29 protein-coding genes are annotated in these 24787 nt (G+C 53.0%); 5 read left to right on the top strand and 24 right to left on the bottom strand.

All coding sequences use genetic code 11. The features are described 5' to 3' along the window. Window positions 1-1299, top strand: coding sequence for a penicillin binding protein PBP4B (pbp4b, locus tag AABJ99_RS07135; RefSeq protein ID WP_039020928.1), 1299 nt, complete (start codon window positions 1-3; stop codon window positions 1297-1299). A gap of 60 nt (window positions 1300-1359) precedes the next feature. Here pbp4b and yfeX read toward each other — a convergent pair whose 3' ends face one another. The 4 genes from yfeX to ypeA all read right to left on the bottom strand — a co-directional run bounded on the left by yfeX (window position 1360) and on the right by ypeA (window position 3852). Beyond that, entirely contained in the window at window positions 1360-2259 is a 900-nt protein-coding gene (gene yfeX / locus AABJ99_RS07130) for a porphyrinogen peroxidase (protein WP_001561819.1), read from the bottom strand. Window positions 2260-2354: 95 nt separating this feature from the next. After that, window positions 2355-2930 carry an RpoE-regulated lipoprotein gene (yfeY, locus tag AABJ99_RS07125; RefSeq protein ID WP_039020929.1) on the bottom strand — a complete coding sequence of 192 codons (576 nt, stop codon included), beginning with the start codon at window positions 2928-2930 and terminating at the stop codon, window positions 2355-2357. Between the two features lie 60 nt (window positions 2931-2990). Continuing rightward, on the bottom strand, window positions 2991-3440 hold the full coding sequence (gene yfeZ, locus AABJ99_RS07120) for a DUF2919 domain-containing protein (protein WP_039020930.1): 450 nt from the start codon (window positions 3438-3440) through the stop codon (window positions 2991-2993). Further along, complete coding sequence (gene ypeA / locus AABJ99_RS07115; protein ID WP_000406000.1) at window positions 3427-3852, bottom strand: GNAT family acetyltransferase; 426 nt, start codon at window positions 3850-3852, stop codon at window positions 3427-3429. The genes yfeZ and ypeA overlap by 14 nt, the downstream gene beginning before the upstream one ends. 212 nt (window positions 3853-4064) lie before the next feature. Between ypeA and amiA the strand changes: the two genes are divergently transcribed. The 4 genes from amiA to AABJ99_RS07095 all read left to right on the top strand — a co-directional run bounded on the left by amiA (window position 4065) and on the right by AABJ99_RS07095 (window position 7962). Further along, on the top strand, window positions 4065-4934 hold the full coding sequence (gene amiA, locus AABJ99_RS07110) for an N-acetylmuramoyl-L-alanine amidase AmiA (protein ID WP_000102905.1): 870 nt from the start codon (window positions 4065-4067) through the stop codon (window positions 4932-4934). Window positions 4935-4937: 3 nt separating this feature from the next. Further along, complete coding sequence (gene hemF / locus AABJ99_RS07105; RefSeq protein ID WP_039020982.1) at window positions 4938-5837, top strand: oxygen-dependent coproporphyrinogen oxidase; 900 nt, start codon at window positions 4938-4940, stop codon at window positions 5835-5837. A gap of 137 nt (window positions 5838-5974) precedes the next feature. Next, window positions 5975-7237, top strand: a complete 1263-nt coding sequence (locus AABJ99_RS07100; RefSeq protein ID WP_039020931.1) for a DUF1963 domain-containing protein — start codon at window positions 5975-5977, stop codon at window positions 7235-7237. 59 nt (window positions 7238-7296) lie between these two features. Next, a complete protein-coding gene (locus tag AABJ99_RS07095) occupies window positions 7297-7962 on the top strand; it encodes a hypothetical protein (protein WP_039020932.1) in 666 nt (221 codons plus the stop codon). A gap of 34 nt (window positions 7963-7996) precedes the next feature. Here AABJ99_RS07095 and AABJ99_RS07090 read toward each other — a convergent pair whose 3' ends face one another. The 20 genes from AABJ99_RS07090 to eutS form a co-directional block, all read right to left on the bottom strand. Further along, window positions 7997-8797, bottom strand: a complete 801-nt coding sequence (locus AABJ99_RS07090; protein WP_039020933.1) for a T6SS immunity protein Tli3 family protein — start codon at window positions 8795-8797, stop codon at window positions 7997-7999. Next, window positions 8794-9111: an SEL1-like repeat protein gene (locus AABJ99_RS07085; protein WP_248793843.1), complete on the bottom strand. Its 318-nt coding sequence runs from the start codon at window positions 9109-9111 to the stop codon at window positions 8794-8796. The genes AABJ99_RS07090 and AABJ99_RS07085 overlap by 4 nt, the downstream gene beginning before the upstream one ends. Next, window positions 9108-9590 (bottom strand): tetratricopeptide repeat protein, encoded by a 483-nt coding sequence (locus AABJ99_RS07080; RefSeq protein WP_248793845.1) that lies wholly within the window; start codon window positions 9588-9590, stop codon window positions 9108-9110. Before AABJ99_RS07080 ends, AABJ99_RS07085 begins: the two co-directional genes overlap by 4 nt. A gap of 107 nt (window positions 9591-9697) precedes the next feature. Beyond that, a complete protein-coding gene (gene eutR, locus AABJ99_RS07075) occupies window positions 9698-10750 on the bottom strand; it encodes an HTH-type transcriptional regulator EutR (protein ID WP_039020934.1) in 1053 nt (350 codons plus the stop codon). Between the two features lie 45 nt (window positions 10751-10795). Continuing rightward, window positions 10796-11296, bottom strand: coding sequence for an ethanolamine utilization microcompartment protein EutK (eutK, locus tag AABJ99_RS07070; protein ID WP_001295463.1), 501 nt, complete (start codon window positions 11294-11296; stop codon window positions 10796-10798). A gap of 12 nt (window positions 11297-11308) precedes the next feature. Beyond that, window positions 11309-11968 (bottom strand): ethanolamine utilization microcompartment protein EutL, encoded by a 660-nt coding sequence (eutL, locus tag AABJ99_RS07065; protein ID WP_001111043.1) that lies wholly within the window; start codon window positions 11966-11968, stop codon window positions 11309-11311. Between the two features lie 9 nt (window positions 11969-11977). Further along, the gene (gene eutC / locus AABJ99_RS07060) at window positions 11978-12865 is read right to left on the bottom strand and encodes an ethanolamine ammonia-lyase subunit beta (protein WP_000372324.1); all 888 of its coding nucleotides are present in this window, start codon (window positions 12863-12865) and stop codon (window positions 11978-11980) included. Window positions 12866-12885: 20 nt separating this feature from the next. Next, complete coding sequence (gene eutB, locus AABJ99_RS07055) at window positions 12886-14247, bottom strand: ethanolamine ammonia-lyase subunit alpha (protein ID WP_000769961.1); 1362 nt, start codon at window positions 14245-14247, stop codon at window positions 12886-12888. 11 nt (window positions 14248-14258) lie between these two features. After that, complete coding sequence (eutA, locus tag AABJ99_RS07050; RefSeq protein ID WP_032184843.1) at window positions 14259-15662, bottom strand: ethanolamine ammonia-lyase reactivating factor EutA; 1404 nt, start codon at window positions 15660-15662, stop codon at window positions 14259-14261. Next, entirely contained in the window at window positions 15659-16885 is a 1227-nt protein-coding gene (gene eutH / locus AABJ99_RS07045; protein WP_000512386.1) for an ethanolamine utilization protein EutH, read from the bottom strand. Before eutH ends, eutA begins: the two co-directional genes overlap by 4 nt. 216 nt (window positions 16886-17101) lie before the next feature. Continuing rightward, entirely contained in the window at window positions 17102-18289 is a 1188-nt protein-coding gene (eutG, locus tag AABJ99_RS07040) for an ethanolamine utilization ethanol dehydrogenase EutG (RefSeq protein WP_039020935.1), read from the bottom strand. After that, window positions 18279-19115: an ethanolamine utilization protein EutJ gene (gene eutJ, locus AABJ99_RS07035; protein ID WP_039020936.1), complete on the bottom strand. Its 837-nt coding sequence runs from the start codon at window positions 19113-19115 to the stop codon at window positions 18279-18281. Before eutJ ends, eutG begins: the two co-directional genes overlap by 11 nt. A 10-nt stretch (window positions 19116-19125) precedes the next feature. Further along, window positions 19126-20529 carry an aldehyde dehydrogenase family protein gene (gene eutE, locus AABJ99_RS07030; RefSeq protein WP_039020937.1) on the bottom strand — a complete coding sequence of 468 codons (1404 nt, stop codon included), beginning with the start codon at window positions 20527-20529 and terminating at the stop codon, window positions 19126-19128. Between the two features lie 11 nt (window positions 20530-20540). Then, a complete protein-coding gene (gene eutN, locus AABJ99_RS07025; RefSeq protein ID WP_000762196.1) occupies window positions 20541-20828 on the bottom strand; it encodes an ethanolamine utilization microcompartment protein EutN in 288 nt (95 codons plus the stop codon). Window positions 20829-20933: 105 nt separating this feature from the next. After that, window positions 20934-21227 carry an ethanolamine utilization microcompartment protein EutM gene (gene eutM / locus AABJ99_RS07020; protein WP_000387713.1) on the bottom strand — a complete coding sequence of 98 codons (294 nt, stop codon included), beginning with the start codon at window positions 21225-21227 and terminating at the stop codon, window positions 20934-20936. 38 nt (window positions 21228-21265) lie between these two features. Further along, a complete protein-coding gene (gene pta, locus AABJ99_RS07015; protein WP_039020938.1) occupies window positions 21266-22282 on the bottom strand; it encodes a phosphate acetyltransferase in 1017 nt (338 codons plus the stop codon). Then, on the bottom strand, window positions 22279-23082 hold the full coding sequence (gene eutT, locus AABJ99_RS07010) for an ethanolamine utilization cob(I)yrinic acid a,c-diamide adenosyltransferase EutT (protein ID WP_039020939.1): 804 nt from the start codon (window positions 23080-23082) through the stop codon (window positions 22279-22281). Before eutT ends, pta begins: the two co-directional genes overlap by 4 nt. Beyond that, entirely contained in the window at window positions 23079-23768 is a 690-nt protein-coding gene (gene eutQ / locus AABJ99_RS07005; protein WP_039020940.1) for an ethanolamine utilization acetate kinase EutQ, read from the bottom strand. Before eutQ ends, eutT begins: the two co-directional genes overlap by 4 nt. Next, a complete protein-coding gene (gene eutP / locus AABJ99_RS07000; protein ID WP_039020941.1) occupies window positions 23743-24222 on the bottom strand; it encodes an ethanolamine utilization acetate kinase EutP in 480 nt (159 codons plus the stop codon). The genes eutQ and eutP overlap by 26 nt, the downstream gene beginning before the upstream one ends. A 12-nt stretch (window positions 24223-24234) precedes the next feature. Next, window positions 24235-24570 (bottom strand): ethanolamine utilization microcompartment protein EutS, encoded by a 336-nt coding sequence (gene eutS / locus AABJ99_RS06995; protein WP_000356956.1) that lies wholly within the window; start codon window positions 24568-24570, stop codon window positions 24235-24237. Between the last annotated feature and the right edge of the window lie 217 nt (window positions 24571-24787).

Genomic DNA, 24787 nt, shown 5'->3' with positions numbered 1-24787 from the left:
ATGAAACGGACAATGCTCTATTTTTCTCTGCTGGCTGTCAGCTGTAGCGTCAGCGCCGCAAAATACCCTGTTCTGACAGAAAGTTCGCCAGAGAAAGCAGGGTTCAATGTGGAACGGCTTAACCAGATGGATCGCTGGATTAGCCAGCAAGTTGATGCCGGTTATCCCGGCGTTAACCTGCTGATCATTAAAGATAATCAGATTGTGTATCGCAAAGCCTGGGGCGCGGCGAAAAAGTACGATGGCAGCGCGTTAATGGCGCAGCCGTTAAAAGCCACCACCGGGACGCTGTATGACCTGGCCTCAAACACAAAAATGTACGCCACTAACTTCGCCCTACAAAAGCTAATGAGCGAAGGCAAACTACATCCTGACGATCTGATTGCGAAATATATTCCGGGATTTGCCGACAGTCCAAATGACACCATCAAAGGCAAAAACACGCTGCGGATTTCTGATCTGCTGCATCACAGCGGCGGTTTCCCGGCGGACCCGCAATACCCAAATAAAGCCGTCGCGGGCGCGTTATATTCCCAGGATAAAGGCCAGACGCTGGAAATGATCAAGCGCACGCCGCTGGAATATCAGCCCGGCAGCAAACATATCTACAGCGATGTCGATTATATGCTGCTTGGATTTATCGTCGAGTCAGTTACTGGTCAGCCGCTTGACCGCTATGTTGAAGAGTCGATTTATCGCCCGCTCGGCCTGACGCATACGGTGTTTAATCCGCTGCTGAAAGGCTTTAAACCACAGCAAATTGCCGCCACGGAACTGAACGGCAATACCCGCGATGGCGTGATTCACTTCCCGAATATCCGCACCTCCACTCTCTGGGGTCAGGTGCACGATGAAAAAGCATTCTATTCGATGGGCGGCGTTTCCGGGCACGCAGGTTTGTTTTCCAATACCGGCGATATTGCGGTGTTAATGCAAACGATGCTGAACGGCGGCGGCTATGGCGATGTGCAGCTGTTCAGTGCGGAAACGGTGAAGATGTTCACCACCAGCTCTAAGGAAGATGCTACTTTTGGCCTCGGCTGGCGCGTGAATGGTAATGCCACCATGACGCCGACGTTTGGCACGCTGGTAAGCCCGCAAACCTACGGTCACACTGGCTGGACCGGGACGGTGACCGTTATCGATCCGGTGAATCATATGGCGATTGTGATGTTAAGCAACAAGCCACATTCACCAGTTGCCGATCCACAAAAAAATCCCAATATGTTCGAAAGCGGTCAGCTACCGATTGCAACTTATGGTTGGGTGGTTGATCAGGTGTATGCGGCGTTAAAGTAGTAATAAAAAGGCCAGTCAGTTGTGATACTGGCTGGCCTTTAATCATCGAATCAGAAACGATTACAACGCCATCAACTTGTCCAGCGACGGCGCGAAGTAATAGCCGCCAGTGACCGGTTTGGTGAAACGCAACATCGCATCACGTTTGCCATCGGTATCGCCAAACATGCTCAGCAGTTGCTGCTCAATGTTATGCAGACGCGCGCAGTAGGCGCAGAAGTACAGACCGTGAGTGCCACTGGCGGTGCCGTACGGCAGGCTCTGACGAACAATCTTCAGCCCTTTGCCATCTTCTTTCAGATCAACGCGGGTCAGGTGAGAAGTTTCCGGACGCTCATCGCCGTCAATCTCTTCATTAGCTTCTTTGGTACGGCCGATCATCATCTCCTGATCGTGAATGCTCATACGGTTGAGTTGCTTCAGGTTGTGCTCCCAACGCTGCACAAACACATAGCTGCCGCCTGCATCCACGCCGTCTTTGATAACCGCCACTTCGCGACGCGTCTCTTCACCCGCCGGGTTTTCTGTACCGTCAACAAAGCCGCTCAGATCACGCTCTTCAACCCAACGAAAGCCGTGGATCTCTTCTTTCACTTCAATGCAGTCACCAAAGGCTTCCATTGCCGCCTGAGCGACAGAGAAGTTTACGTCATGACGCAGAGAAAGAATGTGGATCAACACATCGAACTGGGTCGTCGGCGCAAGGCCTTTACCGTAGCCCGGAAAATCTTTCAGCTCTTCGGCCCCAACGCCGCCGCTCAGAGCACGCCAGGTGTTGTTACCAAAGGCAACTACCGCACCAAGATGCGCGTCCGGGAATTTCGCTTCAAAAGTTGCCAGTTTGTCGGCAAATGTTTTACTGGCCGCACGCAGGGCGTCAACTTCCCCTTTAACGTTGGCTTCGATCCAAATCGCCGCGCGGCAATGTTCTGGCAAAATGCCACTCTGAACCTGAGACATTGTTCCTCCTGAAAATAAGAATGCCACGCAATCCGTGGCATTGTTGGGCGCTATTTTACGTGTTTTTTTGCGGCGGCGGTTTGTTCAGACGCAAATTAACGCCGCCAGATAATTTTACTGACTTTCCAGTTTTTCAAGGTATCGTCCGAAGGCATTAACCCTTCCGGACCACTCCATTCCCCGCTGAACTGGTAGCTAATATGTTGACTGCCTTCGGCTTTACATTCGACAGCACGATTATCATCACCGTCGGCTTTTTGGCAATTGCCAAATGCTTTGCTGTAAAGGTCGCTAAACGGTGTACCGATTTTAACACCGGTGTCAGCAGGAATATCGCTATCCAGCACATCAATGCGGCTGATCGTGCCCTGATCGCCGTTAATTACCATCGCCACGTTGTCGCCTTTCATCACTTCAAAAAAGCGCACCACGTTGCCGTTCGCGGTTTTCATTCCGCTGCGCAGGCGATAATCACTATCAAGCGCATCGGCAACAGCTTGTTCTTGCAGTGGTGTGGACGCCGTTAATTCACCCACGCCCTGCTCGCTCACTTTGGTGGACGACCCAAACCAGTTCCACGGATTAGCGGCAGACCAGTTAACTGACGACATCGTTGAACAGCCGGTCAGCATCAACGGCATAGCGCATAACATTAAACGCAGCGATTTCATGTCACTTCCTTTGGTTATTCAATAACGTTGCTTGGAGTGCGAATTTGCAAAAAAGTGCCGTTATTCTTTCTCAACCACAAAACAAGCGCGTAAACGTCGATTGGTCAAAAGCCAAATTAACGCCACAATATCCGCCACTACCAGCGCCAGACCGATACCGCTAACGGATTCACCGTTCAGCCACAACCACGGTTGCCAGCAAAGCAAAACAAGCTGCGCCAACAGCAACAGAAAATAGAGTACATACCAGATGCGAGGAAACGTAGCCCGCCGACCGCTCAACAAAAACGCCAGCACCGCAGGAATGCCAGGAATTAACCCCAGCCAGAAATTATCGTGATCGGGATAAAACAGATTCAACAGCGCAGTACCCTGCTCACGCGACGCACCGGCAATGACAAACAGCACCCAGGTTCGCGCCTGAAGCAATAGCACAAGCCAGAAGAGAAAAGGTAAACGCAGGCGTCCGTGCGCATCATAATGGGCAGGATGAAACTCAGTACTCTTCATCTTCAATCAAACGCTTACCCAGACTCAGCACGTCGGCGTGTTCATATCCAAGGCGTTCATACATTCCGAGCACCATGTCGTTATCTTCCGGCACATTGATCTGAATTTTCGGGCAGCCGCGAGCAATCAGCTTTTTCTCCAACCGATTAAGCAACGCATTAGCAATCCCACGCCCACGAAACTCTGGATGCACGCCAAGATAATAAGCAGACCCGCGATGCCCGTCATAACCGCCCATCACCGTTCCGACCACTTCACCGTTTACCTCAGCGACCAGAAACAAACTGACGTCATGGTTCATCTTACGCTCGATGTCCATTTCCGGATCGTTCCACGGACGCAGCAAGTCGCAACGCTCCCAAAGGGTGATGACCTCTTCGAAATCTTCCTGGCGAAATACGCGTATCTCCATGGTATTGGTTACCTTTTTGCGGATTAAAAGGCTGATTATGGCGTGAACGGTCGAATTAGCCAATATCTGACGAAAATCGGTTGAAAAGTGGCATAATGGGGAGTTGTCAACTATTGAAATGAAAAGTAAAACAATTCTCAACAGCAAACGGTCGTAACGGATTACGCGATACGATATAACATCTGGAACTTTATTATTACAACTCAGGCCGTATGAGCACTTTTAAACCACTAAAAACACTCACTTCGCGCCGCCAGGTGCTGAAAGCCGGATTGGCTGCCCTGACGTTGTCAGGAATGTCGCAAGCCATCGCCAAAGAAGAACCTTTAAAAACCAGCAACGGACACAGCAAGCCGAAAGCAAAAAAAAACGGCGGCAAACGTGTCGTTGTTCTCGATCCAGGCCACGGCGGGATTGATACCGGGGCGATTGGTCGCAACGGTTCGAAAGAAAAACATGTGGTGCTGGCAATTGCCAAAAACGTCCGTTCCATATTGCGTAATCATGGCATTGATGCGCGTTTAACGCGTTCTGGCGATACGTTTATCCCGCTGTACGATCGCGTTGAAATCGCCCATAAACATGGCGCTGACCTGTTTATGTCAATTCACGCCGACGGCTTTACTAACCCGAAAGCTGCCGGTGCTTCGGTATTTGCTCTCTCTAACCGCGGCGCAAGTAGCGCAATGGCGAAATACCTGTCTGAACGCGAAAACCGCGCTGATGAAGTTGCCGGTAAAAAAGCGACTGACAAGGATCACCTATTGCAGCAAGTGCTGTTTGATCTGGTGCAAACCGATACTATTAAAAACAGCCTGACGCTCGGCTCGCATATTCTGAAGAAGATTAAGCCGGTGCATAAACTGCACAGCCGCAACACCGAACAAGCCGCGTTTGTGGTGTTGAAATCGCCGTCGGTTCCTTCGGTGCTGGTGGAAACCTCGTTTATCACCAACCCGGAAGAAGAGCGGCTGTTAGGCACGGCAGCATTTCGCCAGAAAATCGCCACAGCGATTGCCGAAGGCGTGATCAGTTATTTTCACTGGTTTGACAACCAGAAAGCACACTCGAGAAAGCGGTAAGTGATGAAACCCGACGCACACCAGGTTAAACAGTTCCTGCTCAACCTTCAGGATACAATTTGTCAGCAGCTGAGCGCCGTCGATGGCGCAGAGTTTGTCGAAGATAGCTGGCAGCGCGAAGCTGGCGGCGGCGGACGTAGCCGGGTGTTGCGTAATGGTGGTGTTTTCGAACAGGCGGGCGTCAACTTTTCACATGTCCACGGTGAGGCGATGCCTGCTTCCGCCACTGCTCATCGCCCGGAATTTGCCGGACGCAGTTTCGAAGCGATGGGCGTTTCGCTGGTAGTGCATCCGCATAACCCGTACGTTCCCACCAGCCACGCGAATGTGCGCTTTTTTATTGCCGAAAAACCGGGTGCCGAACCCGTCTGGTGGTTTGGCGGCGGCTTCGACTTAACCCCTTTCTATGGCTTTGAAGACGATGCTATTCACTGGCACCGCACCGCCCGTGATCTGTGCCTGCCATTTGGCGAAGACGTTTATCCGCGTTACAAAAAGTGGTGCGACGAATACTTCTACCTCAAACATCGTAACGAACAACGCGGTATTGGCGGGCTGTTCTTTGATGACCTGAACACGCCAGACTTTGATCACTGTTTCGCCTTTATGCAGGCGGTAGGTCAAGGCTACACTGACGCTTATTTACCGATTGTTGAACGACGCAAAGCGATGGAATACGGCGAGCGCGAGCGCAATTTCCAGCTCTACCGTCGCGGTCGCTATGTCGAGTTCAACCTGGTCTGGGATCGCGGAACGCTGTTTGGCCTGCAAACTGGCGGGCGCACCGAGTCTATCCTGATGTCAATGCCGCCACTGGTACGCTGGGAGTATGATTATCAACCGGAAGAAGGCAGCCCGGAAGCGGCGTTGAGTGAGTTTATTAAGGTCAGGGATTGGATTTAATATCATGAAAATAAAAGAAAAATAACCCTATGTTTGTGGCTTGAAATTAATTCTGTTTAATTTGTGTGCCATAGTGACACCCTAATATCTAATAATAATCTCTTTCGACTTAATATCCTCAGGCAAGGAGCGCCTCTATGACTCACCGTATTCCCTGTAAAAGCCCCGCTTGTACATCAACCATTCTTCCGGAAACCGCTGCGCGTACTGACGGATACTGTATGCCCTGCGTTCAGACCCAACAGCAACGTGAACACAATGAATATATAAGGAAAAACAAAAAGATCGTGAATGCGTTTGCAGGGTTAAGCGATCCGGTTGTCATGCTGAAATTAATTCACCAACCGCGGAAATTCGATGCGTTAATCGACTGGACTCCCTGCCCCGTTCCCACAGATGCCCTGTATCAACAGTTGACCGCCGATCAAGCGCAGCTGATGGCTGATTACGCCACAGAACGTTTTGTATCTGGTGAATATAAGCTCGCTCAGGAGATTTGCCTTTGTCTGGCGGCATTTACCCAGGCGAATCTGAATGCCTATTTCAGAGAATGGATCTCTTACGATGATTTGGACAGTGATTCTTATATGCCTTTCCACCGCGCCCCCACAGATGTACGCGACAGGCTGTTAGAACGGGTTGAGGATGATGCAGAAAACAGAAATTGTATTCTGCAATGCCTGGCATGGATTGGGGATGACGTTGTCGTTGAACGTTTTGTCCAATGGCGCAATAGCCCACCGCCGTGGCGCAGCTCCCTTTACATCGCGCCTGAAGAATATGCGCATGAGGCCGGTTGGGAGTTAACCGCTGAAGATCAAAGGCGTAATCTCTATTTTCCTCAATGTTTTCATCTGGAGATGAAAAGCACCGGGTCTTGCGAAGCTTTGCGTGTTGTTGATGAACGCAACGATACCTGTCCAAATTGCGCATTGCCACTAACAAATCTTTTCGACGTTGACCTGAAGGCAACGGGTCTTAGCGATAACGGCAGTTTTCGCGTCGTGACTTGCGAATGTTGCACCGCCTACAGCACCATTTTCGGCTACATGGACTCAAAGGGTAACGCTCATTTGTCTGCAAAAAATATCCCGCCTGCCTGGCTGCCGGATGATGTATCGGAATGGCGTCGACTCCCTGTAAACAGCATGAGACAGGGAAACCTTAGGTCACCGTTATTTGCCGCAGACCCATTTTTACCTGTCTCTTTCTCGCAACTTGGCGGGCATCCAACCTGGATTCAGGACGCGGAATATCCTCTCTGTCCGCAATGTTCCCACACAATGATGTTTCTTGCGCAACTGGATTATGCCGATATTGAACAATATGGCGAAGGGATAATTTACGCGTTTATCTGCCCGGAGTGCCGGACAACGGCAACGTCTTATCAGCAGTCTTAACTGCAATAATAGTGAAAGATATGTCTTTTTAAATCTGGAAATGAAGCAAAATAACTAAAATGATAATCACAACCAACACAACAATATGCATTGCAGAACAACAAATCAGAATACTTGAGCTCTTCCGTGAATACTGGGGCATACAGCAAATAAATGAAGTCATTACCAACTCAGAACTTTGTGTAAATAGCAAAAATCACAGGTGTAACATTTCCTGGACAGATAATTACATAAATATCAATTATCAATGCAACCGGGAAATGCATCCACAAGAACGGGATAAATTTTTGACAGCATTCAGTGCAGCTCTTACTCAACCTGTTCCCGATTATTACACTGACGCATACGAAAAAAGCCATCGTATTTTTCTGCGTAAAAAACATCGCCGTAGTGATGGACGTATTGGTTGTTCTATCTATCCTTACAAGGAGGAACCTAACGGTGGATGGGATTACAATGTTGCCAGTCTTTTTATTTATGAGTGCGATTTTGAAATACTATCCCCGGCTATTAAGTCACTATACCCTTTAGCCAATGGTGAAACATTTTTTGATTACACAAGCTGGAATGAATTTACCTCAGATGAATGCGCAAAGATAATTGAACAATGGTTAGCTAAGGCACAAACAAATACCGAATATGCAGAATTCATTAAGTATGTTATTGAGTGGATGAAACCGCTCTTAAACAAATATCAGAATATCATGATTGAAGGTAATTTATAAGTTCAATCCAGACTAAGCTGATGCATTACTGACATTACTTATAGTTTTTTTCATCACCTTTTCGTCCCCAGGAATCCCAACTTCTTTGGCGATCTTGTTGAAAACGTTCCGCCTCTTCTACAGATAATTCTGCATTTTCTGAACACTGCATGTGATCCCAACCGCGATAGTTTTTAATGACTGGTACATTTTTGGGCAGATTAACATCATTATTCTGACTGTGATAATCATAATAATACATAAAAAAACTATGCATCGGAATTTGACTGAGATAAAACCCATCCTTATCATCAATAAATAGCTGGCCCTCATGAAAAATCAATCGCGTTTCACTGGTCGCGGGTTCCACCGATAAATTGATATCTTTCCAGGTCGCGCCATAATCGGATGACATTTGCACTTGATGGTATTCATAAATCAGTTGTCCATTTTTATCTTTTTTATGTGGATCGCCCCCCAGAGGTACAAAAATATACTTTTTAGAATCATGAATAAACTTTATATTTTCAGGAAGTGGACTGTCATATGAGGGAGTGATTGCAGAACGTGAACCACTGGATTCCGGAACCCATTGGTTGTGACGCGTATCGCCAACACGGGAAAATATATTTTTTTGTGTATCAGTATACCAGTATTGACCTGAACAATAATCAACACCGTCGTAATGCCGCTTTTCACCTGTTAAAATGATATAACGGTGATCGTCAAAACGGTAGACAATCTGGAGAGGTAGTGCATCCGAAGACATATACTTCGCCGGAGGCACTATACTATTACCCCCGTAGACAGCATAGCTAAAAAATAGCATTGAGAACGCCAATACGCTTTTTTTCATTTTGCCCCCTTCACTACAACTTCCGCCTCAGACTCTGCCAATAACTCCGGGAAAGGTATCTGTACAAGATAATGTTTGGCATTAATTCTGTTCGCTTCGATTCTTGCGGGCTTGAGCATTTCCGCTGAGAATTGCTTTTCTATTCCCGATATATACTCTATTGCCTCTGGCAAACCTAATTTTGCTGCAAGATAAAACCAGGCAACGGCAAGGTCGTTGTTTTGCGTAACGCCATGACCACTGAGATATTGTGAACAGATAAAGTAGCAAGCCCTACTTGCTTTCTCTCGACCTGCCCCGTTCAGCGACTTCATAAACCAGGAAAAAGAATGAGTATAATTCTTTTCACCCCCTGCCCACGATAATACATTACCCCAACCATGTAGCGTGCGGCGGCTATTCCCCAGGAATTTTCCCGCCCGGAAGCTTTCATAAACCAGTTAAAAGCTTCTTTATAATTTTTTGTCACCCCATCACCTGAATAATAACGGCGTCCAAGACGATACTGCGCTCCCGCCATACCATTCTCTGCAGCTTTACGAAACCAGTACAGCGCTTTTTTATCATCTTTAGGCGTTACACCATCCCCTTTTAGATATATCCATGCAAGATCGTATTGATCCGATGATTTACCTTGCTGCGCACGCAACTGCAGGCAAACAAAATCGGATTTACTGTTACAGGGAGTGAGTCGAGCCCACGAGCAGGAAGAGAAGGCAATGGTCGTGACGATAACGACTAATCGAGGGGAGATATTCCATAACCATAGCGTTGCTAATAGTCGAATGTCCATCCTGGACCTCCTGATTATCGTCACTCTCTTTGAGAGAAATACGAATTATAGTATTTGCATGGCTTTTCTCGTTACACAAATATGGCGAAAAGCGATACCAGTCGTTTTCACTCCAGTTCCTGCATCCTCTGATGCAGCGTCAGAGACGGCTTCTCGGCAAACAGTTGCTGGTAATCCGTGGCGAATTGCCCCAGATGCCAGAATCCCCACTGCATGGCGGCATCTTTGACCGTTGTACTTTGCGACCACGGGCTTATCAGCTCGCGGCGTACGGCGTTCAGGCGAATGCGTTTCAGCCACGCATTCGGGCCAATGCCCAAAATAGCGTGAAATGCGTTTTGCAAGGTGCGGCGACTGACGTGCAGTTGATTACACAAGTCCAGCACCGTCACTGGTTCGGACATGTTTTCCAGCACATATTCACGGGCCCGGGAAAGCAATCGGCGGTAACTCTGATGACTTATACTTTCCGCCGTCATCATTGGCTGCGCTTCTTCCAGCATCGCCCCCATCGCCATTAGCAAATTATCTCCCAGCACTTTTCGCACTGCAGGCTGATGGAGATTTTCCGGGTTCTCGCAAAATGTCGCCAGAGCCTGTTGGACAAAACCCCACAGCGCGACCTTATGCTGCTCTTTCACTTCCAGCGCCGACTGGTAACGTAACATATGCAGCACCCTTTCCGGGTTATGCAAAAAGTTAGCCTGCCGGGTGATGACATCTTCAGAAAGCACCACGCCAAGGATCGTGTAATCGTCCGGCGTACTTAATTCAAACTCGGTTCCTCCAGGGCGCGTCGCTATTTCTGCGCTTCCCAGACATTGCGAACCGATAAATCCCTGCTCACCGCGTGTCGCCGGAATGCCAAACCAGAACGAGTTCGGCCAGACCAGGCACGACTGACGCAGCGCCAGACCGGTGTATTCACGAAAAACCTGAATATCATCGAGTAGAATTTCCGTAAATTCACCATGAAACTTGCCCGGATGCAGCTGATCGTAAATCTGCTGCCAGGCGGTAATCGTCAAAGCATGTTCATAGACATCCGTTGTTTGCCGTTGATGAACATTATCCACTTCGACCTTCGGCGTGAGCTTCAGGTTTTCGGGTAAGGGTTCATGATAAAGATGGTGCAAATTGGCTGTACGGGTCTTTTTCATGATGTTAATGCCGGGTGTTGTAGGACACCCGGCACCTCCGACAGGTTAATGGGGCTTGAGACGATAACGACTACTGCGTTTACGTAACGTCCCGGCAGAAAAGAGCTGTTCGAGCGCATTTCTGGCTTTTTCCAGCGGCCAGCCAAAGTGGGCAGCCACTTCTCCTGCCGTCATTCCCTGACGTACTGATGTTAACAGCGCCAACAACTCGTCAGCAGATTCCGCGACGATAACTGGCGCGTCGGGTTCCTTTACGGGTTGCTTCGGCTGGCGGTTAAAGCCAGTAACCAGCCACTGGGTGTCATCGTCTGGCCGACCGATCTCCTTACGGCTGATGACACGCCCGGTACGCATCGCGGCAGCACAACCTGCGTCCAGCGCCGCACGACACGCCGCCAGATCGCCTTCCACCACCAGCGTTAGGCGACCAGGGTCAAGCACTTCGTGACTGAGCAGACGAACGTTAGCTGCTTTGAGCATGGCATCAGCTGCATCTATCGCGGCGACCATGCCGTCCACTTCCAGCAATCCCAGTGCATTGATCATCGGCAACCTCCGTTACGCACGCTGGATTGGATTACGCGCGATTTCCAGCACTGCATCGGTAAAGGCGTTACAGGCTGCTTTACACGCGGCCTGGCTACCGGTTAAAAATGCTGCCGAGTAGTTGGTTTCAGACGGTGGCGGGACATAGGTCACCAGCTGCACGTCGGCAGATTTCAACGCTGCATCAATGCCGTAGGTCGCTTCCAGCGGCGGTGCCACCAGATACGCCATCGGATCGCCAAGCGTGATCCCGGCGGTTGATGAGAGATAAGAACCGGTACGCGAAACTACATGTGCCAGGAATGCCGTATCTTGCGCGTCGTTAGCCCACTGGAAAGCCGCGCCATTTTCAATATGCGCAACCATCGCATCCAGACCAGCACGCACTTCCGCCGGGTTTGGCCCCCCGAGCATAATCAGCACTTCACCGGCAGTCGGTGACGGGCCGTGTGCGGCTCCCGCATACAGCGAGCGACCATACACGACTTCAACCATCGCCTGCTTGGTCGCTTCGTCAGCCGCAATATAGGTGACGTCATCGGAATCAGCAGAAATCAGCCCGAGGCTACGAATATGCGGCGGCAATTTCAGCTCACGCGCAAATTCGGCGTTAACAGAGGCAATCACCCGCATGGCGGTTACCGACGGTCGAATCAAATCTAAAGCTGGCATGATGCCTCCTTATCGGGTCATGTTGATGCCGGATGCTTTCTGCTCCAGCATACGTTTCGCCAAATCCACAATGACGGCTGCGGCTTCAACCGGCGGCGTGCCGCCCTGGTGAATGTTAGAGATACAGGTACGGTCGGCCTCAACGGTGGTTGCCATACGCGGCGAGTAAACGGCGTAGCAGGAGAGACTTTCTGACTGCCCCAACCCCGGACGTTCACCCACCAGCAGGATCACCACTTTCGCGCCAAGAAGTTCGCCAATCTGATCTTCAATCTTCACGCGACCGTAACGCACAAAGAACGGTGTGCCGACTTTCAACCCGGCCTGTTTCAGGCCCGCCATCAGCGGTGGCAGAATCTCTTCATAGTTCACGGTGATCGCATCAGTAGACAGACCATCGGAAATAACCACCTGTACGTCCGGATTGGCAACACACTGCGCTTTCAGCGCTTCAACAGCCTCTGCACACAAGCGGCGGCCCATATCCGGGCGAGTCAGATAGAGATTTTTGTCGCTAATTTCAGAGCGGACTTCCAGCAAGCCCTGCGCTTTCACCCACTCCTCCGGCACTTCTTTCAGAACGGTGTCTTTCGAACGAGAGTGATCGGCCAGAAAACGCAGCAACGCCTGGGTACGCGGACGCGGACCGGCACGACCGGTACAGACGCGAGCCACGGTGCTGCGGCGCAGTTCTGTTAATACGTCTGCGCGATGCGGGTTTTCAACGCCAATCCACGCTTTTGCTTCTGCGGAACCTAAATCCAGCGCGCAGCTTTCCGAGGTCACCGGTGCTGCACAGGTGGTAGTGGCGCATTTTGCTTCTGACGGCGCGGGGGCCGCTTGTCCCATTGACGCCATCACGCTGCGTACAATTTCTTCAATCTGTTTTTGATCCATGATGTGTTATCTCCGCGTCATCAGAAGAACAGTGACGGATCGCCCGCCCGTTTGGTCAGGCGACCGTTTGCCATAATGCCCATGCTTTCCAGCCAGCGTTCAAACTCCGGTGACGGGCGCAAGTTGAGTAACTGACGCACAGTGGCAGTGTCGTGGAATGCGGTGGTCTGATAGTTGAGCATGATGTCATCGCCCAGCGGCATCCCCATGATGTAGTTGCAGCCTGCGGTGGCGAGCAGGATCATCAGGTTTTCGTTGAGGTTCTGGTCAGCGTCAGCGTGGTTGGTGTAGCAGCAGTCACAGCCCATAGAAATGCCGCTCAGTTTGCCCATAAAGTGATCTTCTAAGCCCGCACGGATAATCTGCCGGTCGTTGTAGAGATACTCTGGCCCAATAAAGCCGACCACGGTGTTGACGATAAACGGATCGTAATGACGTGCCAGCCCATAGTTACGTGCTTCCATCGTCACCTGGTCAGCGCCGAAGTTAGCGCCAGCGGATAGCGCCGAGCCTTGCCCGGTTTCGAAGTAGAGGCAGTTTTCCCCGGCGATACGGTTGAACTCCGCGCCCACTGCGCGTGCTTCATCGAGCATCGCCAGCTCCACGCCAAATTCTTTCAGCCCTTTTTCGCTGCCGCAGATACTCTGGAAAATCAGCCCGCCCGGCGCGCCGCGACGGATCGCTTCGATCTGGGTGGTGACGTGCGCCAGTACGCAGCCCTGGGTTGGAATATTGAATTTGTCGATCACGCCATAGATGGTATCCAGCACGCGGCTTAAGTTTTCCACGTCGTCAGTCACCGGGTTAACGCCGATCACCGCATCGCCCACCCCGAAAGAAAGCCCTTCGTAGATTTGCGCGGCGATACTTTGCACGTCGTCGCGGGTATCGTTTGGCTGCAAACGGGCGCTGAAGGTGCCCGGAATACCGATGGTGGTATTGGCCTTTTTGATCACCGGCATTTTCTTCGCGCCATAGATCAGGTCCGCGTTGGAGCAAATCTTCGCTACCGCCGCGACCACTTCCGAGGTCAGCCCTTTGCGGGTAAAGGCAATGTCGTCCACGCTGGTTTCATCGCTCAGCACATACTCACGCAGTTCGCTGATGCTCCAGTTTTTAATCTGGTTGTAGGCCGTTTCGTTAACGTCGTCCTGAATCAGTCGCGTCACGCAGTCATCTTCATAGGCAATCACCGGATTATTGCGGATGTCCGCTACGGTCATTTCCGACAACACCTGCTTTGCCGCCACGCGCTCCTGTGAGCTTGCCGCTGCAACGCCCGCCAGCACATCCCCCGAACGCAGTTCGTTGGCTTTAGCCAGCACCTCTTTTACATCCTTAAACTGATATACATTGCCGAACAATGTGGTCTTTAGTTTCATAAGTCGTTCCCTCAGGAAGGAAATGCGAGTGATTTCACCGTCACCGGCACAACCGATCCGCCAAAAAGAGGCGTACCAATGTCGATATAGTCCCCCGCGCGGACAATCACTTCGTCAATGACTGCCAACGGGAGTTGTTGTAGCTGTGGGCGCAACAACATGCCCAGAGCTTTACCAAAGTCCTGCCCGGCCACCACCAGCAGGGGATGCGGATTCGGAAAACGCGCGACGAAATCGACCAGCGCGTTGATGACCGTCAGTACCGCGGCGTAACGCACAGGCAGCGAGGCGGGAAGCGCCAGCACGTACGCGTCAGTTTTGGGGCAAAGATCCAGCTGAATCAGCGCCTGTTGCCAGGCACTCACCAGATCCGTTTCATCAATTGGGATCGCCACCGGCAAATTGCGCAGCGGCAGTTGTACGCCCTCCAGCCAGATTGTGCTGCCAGAGAGCGAAAGGGTATGTGCGCCCGCGCCAATCACCGTGGCGCGTACGGTTTGCGCCGGAAACTGCACGTTCATCTCACGCAGGCGCGGATGGTCATGCAGCGCCGTTGCCAGAAGCGGGCCAATATCGGCAAAACAGAACGGGTCGGCGGGCTGGTGGCGATAACATTCGCCCACGCCGCCAGAAAGCGTAATGATTTCGGGCGTAACACCTGCGGGCAGCAAACCGGTTTGCATCAATGCCTGCGCGAGCGGCGAGAGCGTTCCGTCAATCACTTCGACAATCAGTTCCGCCATCCGCCGGGTAACCTGCACCAGCTGCGCGCCGGTCAGCGAACGGGCGTCAGTGCCTGCACCGAAGCACTCATCCACTATCATCTGCCCCGGTTTATGAGCGTAAACCACGCGCCCCTGGCTGTCGGTTTCCAGCAGGCGACCGCCGACGTTGAGGCAAGCGGTGCCGCTGATTTTTCCGGCATCGAACAGAGCGTAGTTCGCGGTGCCACCGCCAATATCGATATTCAGTACCCGACACAGCCGTTGTTCAGAAAGGGTTTGCGCCCCGGCACCGTGACCGGCGATCACGGATTCGAGATGCGGCCCGGCGCTGGCGACGACAAAATCGCCAAGCGACTGGGAGAGCGTCATCACCGCCGGGCGAGCATTGCGGGTTTTCGCGCTTTCACCGGTGATGATGATGGCACCAGAATCAACGCTTTCCGGCGCAATGCCCGCAGCCTGATATTGCTCGAGGATTAAGGATTTCAGTTCCGCTTCTTTTAAACCGCCCTGTTTATCGACAGGGGTAAAGAACACCGGGCTTTGCCAGCTAATTTCGCGTTTGATGAATTCGTAGCGCGGCACCTGCGACACCGCCGCACGGTTAACCAGCTCCAAGTGGGAGAAGATCACCTGGGTGGTGGTAGTGCCGATATCGATACCGACGCTCAGTAGCTGGCGAGTGTTCACGATTGTGCCTCCGCTTCGGTTTTAGCCGCGGTCGCGTCTTCTTTTGGCACCAGCATCATCGCCACGCCAATCGCCGTTACGCCGCCGATCAACTTGCCGACAATCATCGGGAAGATCATGGCGTTCATGTTGGCAGCGGCGAAGCCTAAGTGGTCACCCAGGGCGAAAGCAGCGGAAACGGCGAAGGCACAGTTGATCACTTTGCCGCGGGTATCCATCTGCTTCATCATGCCGAACATCGGGATGTTGTTAGCAAGCGTTGCCACCATGCCAGCTGCCGCGATATTGTTCATATTCAGCACTTTACCGACGCTCATCAGCGGTTTTTCAAACCAGCGTGTCAGCAGCAGCACCATCGGATACGCCCCTAACAGCACGCAGGAGATAGAACCGATAACTTCAATGGCGCGCATCACTTCACCGGGTTTATCGCCAGGGGCCATAAAGATCGGATCAAGACCGGGGATCAGTTCCCAGCCAAGGAGGAATTTCACTACCGCGGCAGCAAGACCGAGGGTGATCAATGCAACGAGGAATTTGGCGAAGATCTGGAAGCCGTTGATCATTTTTTCCGGGATGAATTTCAGCCCCAGCGCCACCAGTACCGCGACGATAAGTACCGGGATCATGTTCATCAGGATCAGGGCAAAGGTGAATTCCACCGGCTGACCGTTGATCTGCACACCGGAGTACATAGCCACCAGACCACCGGCAATACAGCCAATCGGAATGGTCACAATGCCCGCCAGCACGCCGAGCGCCAGATAACGACGGTCAGAAGGTTCGATAATGCCGAGCGCCACCGGAATGGAAAACACAATCGTTGGCCCCATCATCGACCCGAGAATTAACCCAGAGTATAGCCACGCTGCTACGTCGCCGCCCGCCAGCTCTTTGGCGAGGAAGAAGCCGCCCATATCGCACGCCAGCAGCGTTCCGGCGAACATTGACGGGTTTGCGCCGAGCATTTCGTAAACCGGGATAATTACCGGCCCGAGTACGTGAGCCAGTACCGGTGCCAGCGCGGTCATACCGACCATCGCCAGACCCAGAGCGCCCATTGCCATAAAGCCTTCTTCGAACTGACCGCCTGATCCTTCGATACTTTTACCGAACTTACCGAGGAAACGAGCAGAACCGCCGAACTGCGACAGGATCCTGTCTACGGCAGCTATCAGCATAAAGAACATCATGATGTACATGATGATTTCGTTAATTCCCATCGCCTTTACTCCCTGTTAGTTGTTATTTATTGGCGGATGCGGCGTAAACGCCTTATCCGCCCTACATGTGCAATCCCGTAGGCCGGATAAGACGCGGCAAGCGTCGCATCCGGCACTTGCACCGCGCCATTGGCGGATGCGGCGTGAACGCCTTATCCGCCCTACATGTGCAATCCCCCAGGTCGGATAAGACGCGACAGGCGTCGCATCCGGCATTTATTGCGCCGCTGCGTACAAGCCGACAATCTGCTCCAGGCTGGCGGTACGCGGGTTGCTGCGCAGACAAATATCTTCCAGCGCGGCCTGCGCCCATGCGCCGTAATGCGCAGATGCCGCACCAACATCGCCCAGTCGTTTACCAATCCCGACTTCCGCAATCAGCTCACTTACCGCGTTAATAGCGTCACGATCGTCGGATTTTTTAGTTCGCAGCGCCCGACCAATCTGACTAAACCGTTCGCGACAGACCATCCGGTTAAACTCCATCACCGTGGGCAGCAGCATGGCGTTCGCCAGTCCGTGCGGAATATGCAGCGCCGCCCCCGGCTGATGCGCCATCGCGTGACATAACCCAAGCCCCGCACTGGAAAACGCCATTCCCGCCATGCATGATGCGAGCAACATACTCTCGCGCGCGGCAAGGTCATGACCGTAGCCCACTGCTTTCGGCAGTGATTTACCAATCATCGCAATTGCGCCAATCGCCAGGCTGTCTGTAAACGGTGTAGCGTTCAGCGCGCTGTACGCTTCAATAGCATGGGTTAACGCGTCGATACCGGTCATCGCCGTGACATGCGACGGCACGCCTTCGGTCAGCGCGGCGTCGAGAATCGCCACATCCGGCATCAGCGAGGCATGGGCTAACACCTGCTTGCGCCCGCTCACCGCGTCGATAATCACCGTTACGTTGGTGGTTTCAGAGCCGGTTCCGGCGGTAGTTGGAATGGCAATCAACGGCAGGCGCGGTTGCAGAACGCTGGTTTCTGACATTTCTGCCAGCGTGCTATCGGGATTCGTTACCAGCAACGCCACGGCTTTTGCCGCATCCAGCACCGAGCCACCGCCAAACGCGATCACCCCATCACAGCCTGATTCACGCAACTGCGCCACGGCTGCACACACGTCAGTGATGCACGGTTCGCCCACCGGACACGGCCAGAGAGTCATGGCGATGCCTTTTACTGCCAGACTGCGCGTCAGCCCGGCGGTCATCCCCGCCTGATGCAAAAAGCTGTCTGCCATCACGAACAGATGTTTCAGCCCACGCGTTTGTACTTGCTGTCCGCAACTGCTCACCGCGCCCGGACCGCAAAGCGTCATCGGTGGAACGCTGAATGTTTTTACCCGTTGCAGATTCAGGGTATCGAACGCCTGAAAGAGCGCGGTCTGCAATTCATTTTGCATATAGTCCCTCCGCTTTCTCTCGCCCGCTACTGGCGATCGCCAGCGGGGTCATAAACAAACTGTGCTGCGGTAAATACACCTGTAACGCCGGGAATTGTTTGCGAAACAGCTCCGCCACGCCCGGTTGCATACAGGAACCGCCCGCCAGCCATAAATCAGTAATGCCCTGCCCTTCAATATGTCGGGCAACAATGTCCGCCATTTTTTCGTACACCGGCTTCACCGCAGGCCAAATCTCGTCACCGTGACCGCGCTTGTACTGCTCTGCCTCTTCCAGCGAAATACGGCGATTTCCGGCGAGAGTCAGAGAAATGTGATGTCCGCCGGTCGCTTCATCCGCTGAATAAGTCACCTTGCCCTTTTTCACGATGGCAATTCCGGTAGTGCCGCCGCCAATATCCACTACACCGGCGTTGTCCAGTTGCAGCAGATCCGCGACTGCGGTTGGCTCATCCAGCACATGGCTCACTTCCAGCCCGGCAGACTCCAGCACATTGATGGAAATACGCGGATCCGTACCTGGTGGAAATGAAGTCGCCGCACGGCTAAAACGGCGACCAAATTGCTGCTCGAGGGTATCGAGATGGCGACGAACAATGGTGACAGCACCGAAGAAATCCCAGACGATGCCGTCGCGGACCACATCGGCCCAGTCGAGACATACCGCCACCGGCTGACCGTCGCCGTCGACAACCATCGACACCACATCGCAGGTGCCCAGATCTACCCCCAGCCACAGCGGAGATTCCGTCGCGGCAGGCGTCTGGTTACACAGCGTTGCCGCCGTTTGCAGACGCGGGGTGAGCCATTGTTCGTCGTGCGCCATCGGTTACTCCTTAAACAATGCGAAACGCATCGACTAATACACAGCGACGCAGACGGACAAACGTACGCGCGCTGGTTACCCCTTCACCGGTTGGCGTGGTGATGGTCATCGTGGTCCAGCCTTCCCCGCCCAGCCCCAGCCCGGCAATGCACGGTCCGTTCTTAACGAAAATACTGGTATCAATGGCGTTCGCCATTTGGTTCATGTTCTCGATATTGCGCGAGTGCATTGCCGCCGTGTGGTGGCAACCGCCTTCCAGTTTCACCGCCAGCGCAATGGCATCCGCCACGTTGGCGACGCGCACGACCGGCAGCACTGGCATCATCAGTTCGGTCACGGCAAACGGATGTTCTGCGGGGGTTTCTACAAACAGCAAGCGCGTTTCTTGCGGCACGTTCAGGCCGATTGCCGCCGCGATTTTCGCGGCATCGCGACCCACCCAGTCACGGCTGACGGTGCCTTTTCCGCGCTCATCAATATTTTTCAGCAACACCGGTTGTAACTGCTGTGCCTGTTCTGCGGTCAGTTTCACCGCTTGCTGGCCTTCCATCAGACGCATTAGTTCATCGGCTACGCTATCAACAACAATCAGTACCTTTTCGTCGGCACAAATGATGTTGTTATCGAAAGAAGCGCCTTTGACGATGGACTGAGCGGCACGGGCGAGGTCGGCGGTTTCATCCACCACTACCGGTGGGTTGCCAGCGCCTGCGGCAATCAGACGTTTATTGGTGTGTTTACGCGCCGCTTCCACTACCGCTTCGCCGCCGGTCACCACCAGCAGGCCGATACCCGGGAACTTGAACAAACGTTGCGCGGTTTCGATATCCGGATTGGCCACAGTAACCAGTAAGTTTTCCGGCCCGCCTGCGGCAACAATCGCCTGGTTGAGCAACGTAATAGCCCGTTGGGAGACTTGTTTCGCCGCTGGATGCGGGGCAAAAATGACGCTGTTGCCCGCGGCAATCAGGCTGATGGCGTTATTAATTACGGTTGCCGCCGGGTTAGTGGAAGGCGTCACCGAAGCCACCACGCCCCAGGGCGCGTTTTCAATTAGGGTCAGGCCGTTGTCACCCGTCAGCACCTGTGGAGAGAGGCACTCAACGCCTGGCGTACCGCGTGCCTGAGCGACGTTTTTGGCAAATTTATCTTCTACGCGGCCCATACCCGTTTCACTGACGGCAAGTTCTGCTAAATCTCTGGCGTGTTTTTCGCCTGCTTCACGAATAGCAGCAATGGCTAACTGGCGCATTGCCACGCTTTTTAACCCTTGCTGGGCAATTTTGGCCGCCGCAACGGCGTCATCCAGGGAAGCAAAAACGCCCATCTCATGAACGGCGGCGGGCGACGTGTCACTGCTTTGCATTTTCAGCAGTACCGCTTTCACCACCTGTTCAATATCCTGTTGATTCATGATGTTCTGCCTTATTTGTGGAAAATTACCTGACCGCCAGACACCACCTCATCGACGATGCCAATCACGCACAGATCGACCGGTGACGTTTCGCTTTTATGCGCCTGGCGGGCGGAACTGCCACTCACCAGCAACACCCACTCCCCGGTTCCCGCGCCAATATTGTCGATGGCGACAGCACATTGCCCATCAGGATTACCTTGTGGATCAATCATTTCCACCATCAGCAATTTGTCATGCGCCAGTCCGTGATGGCGTACGGTACAAACAATTTGTCCTGTGACGACTGCCAGTTTCATACCCGCCTCCGTGGCGTATTTCAGGTAAAAACTCCCCCTACCCTCCGCGGAAGGTAAAAGAAAAAGGAGAGAGCGTGACGCCCGGATCGACGTCACACAGGGTGATTACAGGTTGCTGCTATCGCCTTTCAGGCCGATCGGGAAGACCTCTTCCAGATCGCCGTGCGGACGCGGAATAACATGTACGGATACCAGTTCACCGATACGCTGTGCCGCTGCGGCACCGGCATCGGTCGCGGCTTTACAGGCTGCAACATCACCGCGAACCATGGCAGTACACAGGCCGCCGCCAATCTGCTTAACACCAACCAGTTTGACGCGCGCAGCTTTCACCATCGCATCAGAAGCCTCAATCAGTGCAACCAGGCCCCGGGTTTCGATCATTCCTAATGCTTCCATTGTGTTTTCCTCTTTATAGGGGTCCAGAACGGGACCGTTCATTCAACCAGTGTGTGTAAACTGCTTTCGCGGTTCACATTTGTCTGACGCGGCACAGCTGCCACCAGCGCCAGCTCGATAATTTCCTGCACGCTACAACCACGAGAGAGATCGTGCATCGGCGCGGCAAGTCCTTGTATCAATGGCCCGACGGCACGATATCCGCCAAGTCGTTGTGCGATTTTGTAGCCAATATTTCCCGCCTCCAGCGACGGAAAAACCATCACATTGGCTTTGCCCTGTAGCGGGCTGGCTGGCGCTTTTTGCGCCGCCACTTCTGGCACAAAGGCGGCGTCAAACTGCAACTCGCCATCGACGACCAGCTGCGGTGCGCGCTCACGGACGATTTCTGTCGCTTGCTGCACGTTGGCAACGCAGGGGTGACGGGCGCTGCCGTTACTGGAGAACGACAACATCGCCACGCGCGGCTCTTCTCCGGTGATGGCTCGCCAGGTTTCGGCGCTGGCAAGCGCGATATCCGCCAGTTGTGCCGCCGTCGGCTGTGGCACTACGCTGCAATCGGCAAAGCCCAACGCTGGACCGCTGTACTGTGGCAGCATCAGGAAAATGGAGGAGAGCGTTTTACAGCCAGGCTGCAAGCCAATAACGCGTAATCCGGCACGTAGTACATTTGCCGTTGAAGAGAGGTTGCCTGCAATACAGACATCCGCTTTACCAGCGCTAACCATCGCAGCGGCGAACATTAGTGGATCGGTAAGTTTTTCCAGCGCATCCGACGGCGTTTTATCTCCCGCACGGGCCTGCCAGCGGTCAGCAAATTCTTCCCGCATTGCGAGGTTGCTATGAGGATCAATCACCAGTAGCCCGTCCATCGCCACGCCGTGGCTGAGCGCAAACTGGCGAAGTTCAAACGGATTGGCGATAAGAACGGGCGTCGCCAGACTTTGTTGATACAGATATTGCGCGGCTTTCAGCACGCGTTGGTCTAACGCATCAGGAAAAACCACTCTGGCGGGCGCTCGCAACGCCAGTTCACGACAACGTTCAATAATCATTGCGTTTCCCCCAGTCGTTGTTGGATCTGCTTCACCGTTAGCGGCTGCTTCGTTACGCTCAAAATCATCATCACGTAAACCGTGCTGGAAAGGCGGTTCAGCGCCTGCAAGATGTCCGGGCGTAATACTTCAAAACTGCGGGTGATAAACACCTGCGCCGCTACGATTTCGGTTTCCCGCACTTTGGTGCGTAGCAGATTGAGCAACGCCGCATCGCGTCCGTGGCTGGCTTCCGGCACCAGATGATCGTGGTCGAGATAGCGCAGCGGCTGATGAGAAAGCCGATGCAGATCTTCGTCAGAAAGCCCGACAATCGCTTGTTCGCCCAGCGGTTCCCCCAGCGCATCGGCGCGCATAATGTTGCCAAGACGCGAGCGGATGTCCGCCAGCCACGGCTGCCACGGTTCTGCCAGTTCAATTTGCAGCCACACTGCCAGCGCAATGGTGCTGTCGAGAACCGCGCGAAAACCGAGGCGCGGATCGCTTTTGGCGACCATTTTTTCCGCCGACAGGTGAGTCAGCGTGTCCGGCTTTTTTGCCACCGGCTGGCGGCACAGTTCGCAGCACGCCTGCGGATGTTCATCGCTACTGGTCAGCCCGTGAACGGGCTGCGGCTGCTGCTGTTCATCGTCAACAAACAGGCGGCCCTGCTCGTCAATAAACTTGATGCGCAGATGGCGGCTTTCCAGCAACTCCCGGGCAGAGGGCGTCAGGCGACTGTCCGCAGGGAGATGGATCTCTGCGCCTTCGCTGAGCGTATGGTTCGCTCTTAGCCATGCTTCGGTGATGAAATCTTTCATAGGGATTGCCAGTTAGCCGGCCAGGCGACATACAGGAATTTCACGCTGGATGTCGTACCAAATTCGATGCTGGAGCCTTTCGGGATAAACATCACGTCGCCTGCTTTGGCGATCATGGTTTCGCCTTCGTGGCGAACATGCAGCTCCCCTTCCAGCACCATGTCGATTTCGTCGTAGTTCAGGGTCCACGGGAAGAAGGCGTTCTCCCACTGCATAAAACCGGCGGCCATGCTGCTGCCGTCGTCTCCGGTCACAAGATCAGTCAAGCCCACACAATGCGGCTCTGCGCCGTCGAAACGACCAAACTTGACGCTACTGCCATCAATCACTTTGATGCCGCCTTTGCCGGTCACCGATTTGAAGCTCGGCTGCATTGCGCCCTGCTCCAGCGACTGTTTTTCCTTCATCACTTTTTCCATCAGCTGCGCGACCAGGCTTTCGGTAAACTGGCCTTCCGGCAGCTGGGCAATGATGGTTTCGCGGATGCGCTGGCTTTCGGTTTTCTCTACGGGCACAGATACCGTTGCTGGCGTCGATTCCTCGCATTCGGTGATGGTAAAACCCAACAGATCCGCTACTTCTCGCGCTTCCGGGGTAATAATGCTGGCGCGCAGAACCACGGACATTGCCTGTTCGCCGCGCGCGTGTGCTTCACGAATATCATTCGCTGTGATGAGTTTTTTCACCTGCTTCCTCCTGTTCGGTGAGAGATGCCAGATAATCCACCAGTTGCTGCACGCTTTGCGGGTCGTGGCTGTTTAGCTCGAAAATCGGCTCTTCAAAACCAGTTTCAAGCAATAACTTTCGCGTTGCTGCGACGTCAGCATCCGGCATGTCCGTTTTACTGATGACGGCGATTTGCCGTTTGCTGGCACCAATATCCAGCAACCCGGCAGGCAATCGGCTTTCCGGGTCATTCGCGCCGTGGACATAAATCAGCATGTCCACATCCTGTAGCGTGGTAATTAAGGCGTGATACCAGCGGGGATGGCTAAAATATTCACCCGGCGTATCAATATCACCCTTATCATTAAATTCCACAGCCTGTGTTTTTCTTGCGAGGGTATAATTCCCCTGTAACGCATAAAATAACGTTGTTTTTCCTGCCCCGACGGCACCCACAAACGCAATTCGTTTCATGAATGCCTCGTATTAACTTTTGGTCATTTCACACAGCGTATAATTTAATAAGCGTCCTAAACCGCTGACGGTTTGTGATAACGCTTCTTCTACTGCGCCCACCGAACCATAAATCACCAGTGCGCCGCTAAAACGGTCGAGGAAACCGATATGCACATCGGCAGCTTTCAGCGCTAAATCACCGGCGATCATCGCCGTTTCGCCGGGAGTTAGCGTCATAATGCCGATTGCGCCCGCATCCGGAACGCCGATTTTCTTCGCCAGTTCCTCGCCGGGATGCGCGATGAGATGCGCCAGTGTGACCTGTTTGCCGGGCACAAATTCCTGAATGATGCGTTCTTTATCCATGAGTCGCCGCCTGTGAAAAACTTGCATGTATCGTGACAATTTTTCGTCAGAGTAAATAACAAAATTCGGCAAGCGCGTTTAAAAGGTGAGGTAGATCACTAAGAATGGAGAGATATTTACTGTGATGCATAAACTTTCATATGCAACGCATGAATATAAATAAAATAATATCGAGATAGTTTATATGCTGCTTTTTTATTACTCGAAAACTTAGTAA

Origin of the sequence: Escherichia coli (genome assembly GCF_036503815.1) — a bacterium.
GTDB lineage: Bacteria > Pseudomonadota > Gammaproteobacteria > Enterobacterales > Enterobacteriaceae > Escherichia > Escherichia coli_F.
This window is presented reverse-complemented; position numbering and strand designations above follow the sequence as displayed.